Here is a 2,139-nt window from a genome sequence, read left to right as displayed (position 1 = left end):
AGCTGGGTATAAGAGACCGCCCCGGCGACCCGGAAGGCGTACGTCCCGACGGCCAGCGCCACGATCGCGGCGATCAGCACGGCTCCTTCTCCCCTCGCCCGGCCGGCACCGGATCGGTCCCCGGTGTGGCAGCCCCTGGTGGCGCAGCCCTCGGTGGCGTGATCTCCGGCGGAGTGGTTCCCGGCGCGGTCATCTCCGGTGCGTCGACCGGTGTCGGGCGTGCCCGGATGCGCCGGACGGCCAGCAGCCCCGGCCCGGCCAGCGCGAGCAGCACCGGCAGGCCGGCGGGGAGCAGCGGTGTGGTGAGTACCGCCACCAGGGCACCGGCCAGCGCCATCCGTCGGGTCTCGGGGTCACGCAGGCTGGGCAGCAGCAGGGCGATCAGGCCGGCGGGGAAGGCCGCGTCCAGTCCGAGCGCGGCCGGGTCACCGGCCACCCCGCCAGCCAGCACACCGAGCACGGTGCCGGCGTTCCAGGCCAGGAAGAGCAGCACACCGGCGAGCCAGAACGCCCGGCGACGGTCGGCACCGGGCGGCCGGGCCAGGGTGAACGCGGTCGCCTCGTCGGTCATCAGGTGGCTGCCGAGCAGGCGGCGCCGCAGCCGACGGCCGATCGTGTCACCGAGGGTCAGCCCGAACGGCAGATGCCGGGCGTTGAGCAGCAGTCCGGCGAGGACGGCGGCGACCGGGCTGCCGGCGGCCAGCAACCCGACTGCCATGAACTGCGCGCCGCCCGCGTACACCAGCACCGACATCGTCACGGCGGCCCAGCCGGGGATCCCGGCGGCCACGGCGACCGCGCCGAACGAGGCGCCCACGGCGACCATCGCCGCCGCGATGGCGGCGACGTCCCGGAGTACGCCCGCCCCCGGCGTTCGTTCTGGCGTACGCATGGTTCATCATGATGAACACGCCGCTGATGTTCGTCAAATAGAACAGCATGACCGACGGAGCGAACCATGGCCCCCGAACCCTCTCCCCCGTTGGCCACCATCGCCGCCGCCCTCCGCTACGAGCGGCAGCGGGTGGGCATCTCCCTCACCGAGCTCGCCCGGCGGGCCGGCATCGCCAAGTCGACGCTGTCGCAACTGGAGTCCGGCGTCGGCAATCCCAGCGTGGAGACACTCTGGGCGCTGGGGGTGGCGCTCGACGTGCCGTTCAGCCGATTGGTCGAGCCGCCGGCCACCACGGTCCGGGTGATCCGGGCCGGGGACGGCCCCCGGATCCGCTCCGAGCACGCCGACTTCGTCGGCACGCTGTTGACCGCCGGAGCCGCCCACGCCCGTCGGGACGTGTACCTGATCGAGCTGGAGCCGGGCCGGGTGCGTACCGCCGACCCGCACACCCCGCGCAGCGTGGAACACGTGGTGGTGGGCTCCGGGCGACTGCGCTGCGGCCCCGAGCGGGACCAGGTGGAGCTCGACCCGGGCGACTACGCGACCTTCCCCGGCGACGCCCCGCACCGCTACGAGGCACTCGCGCCCGGTACCTTCGCGGTGCTGGTGATGGAGCATCCCTGACCCGGCACGGGTGCCGCGACGGCGAGTCGACCAAGGGTGGCGGATCGCCGGAAGTCCGACCCCACCAAAGACCTAAATGTCCTGATCAATAGGATAACGTTTGAGTTCGACGAGGGCGCCGCAGTGGCGGTGAACGAGCCCGCGCCGCTACCCTCCATGCGCAGCCATTCAGTGCCGGCACGAGCGACTTGACCGGCCTGCGGGGGTGCCCAGCGCGACCATTTCCGACGAGGTGACATCGGCGTGAGCGAGCGGACGCGAGCCGACCACCGGGGCGCGCCCGTGAGCGGGCGGACGTCGGTCCCGTGGTCAGCCGCGACGTTGCGTTCCGGTGCCGTCCCGTCCGCCGGACCGGCCCGCGACCACCGTGCCGCAGCCCACGCCGCCACCCGGCGATGTCCCGGCCGCAGCGACGGGCCCGGCGGATGAGTCGCGGCTACGCCGACCGGTGGCCCGGCCCCGCCGATCCGTCCTGGGTCGTCGAACCGACGGCCGAGTGGGAACCCCAGTTCCCGGGCCAGCGGTACCCGGGTGACATCGGCCTCGACCACCAGCCGCCACCCACCCGCAGCCGGTCCAGCGCCGTCGGTCGCGCCGAGGTGCCGCCGCTGTCCCCGACC

3 protein-coding genes are annotated in these 2,139 nt (G+C 73.8%); 2 read left to right on the top strand and 1 reads right to left on the bottom strand.

From position 1 onward, the window contains the following. Positions 1–73: 73 nt before the first annotated feature. Positions 74–892 (bottom strand): AzlC family ABC transporter permease, encoded by an 819-nt coding sequence (locus EYA84_RS30835; protein ID WP_131057727.1) that lies wholly within the window; start codon positions 890–892, stop codon positions 74–76. A gap of 66 nt (positions 893–958) precedes the next feature. On the opposite strand from EYA84_RS30835, the gene EYA84_RS30830 reads away from it, so the two are divergent. Together EYA84_RS30830 and EYA84_RS30825 are read left to right on the top strand one after the other, a co-directional pair. Beyond that, entirely contained in the window at positions 959–1,519 is a 561-nt protein-coding gene (locus EYA84_RS30830) for a helix-turn-helix domain-containing protein (RefSeq protein WP_131057726.1), read from the top strand. 425 nt (positions 1,520–1,944) lie between these two features. Continuing rightward, positions 1,945–2,139: hypothetical protein (locus EYA84_RS30825; protein ID WP_131057725.1), on the top strand; the 195-nt coding region annotated here is incomplete at its 3' end.

Origin of the sequence: Verrucosispora sp. SN26_14.1, assembly GCF_004307965.1 — a bacterium.
In the GTDB taxonomy this organism is placed as follows: Bacteria; Actinomycetota; Actinomycetes; order Mycobacteriales; family Micromonosporaceae; genus Micromonospora.
The sequence above is the reverse complement of the archived record's forward strand: the minus strand, read 5'-3'. Positions and strand labels throughout refer to the sequence as shown.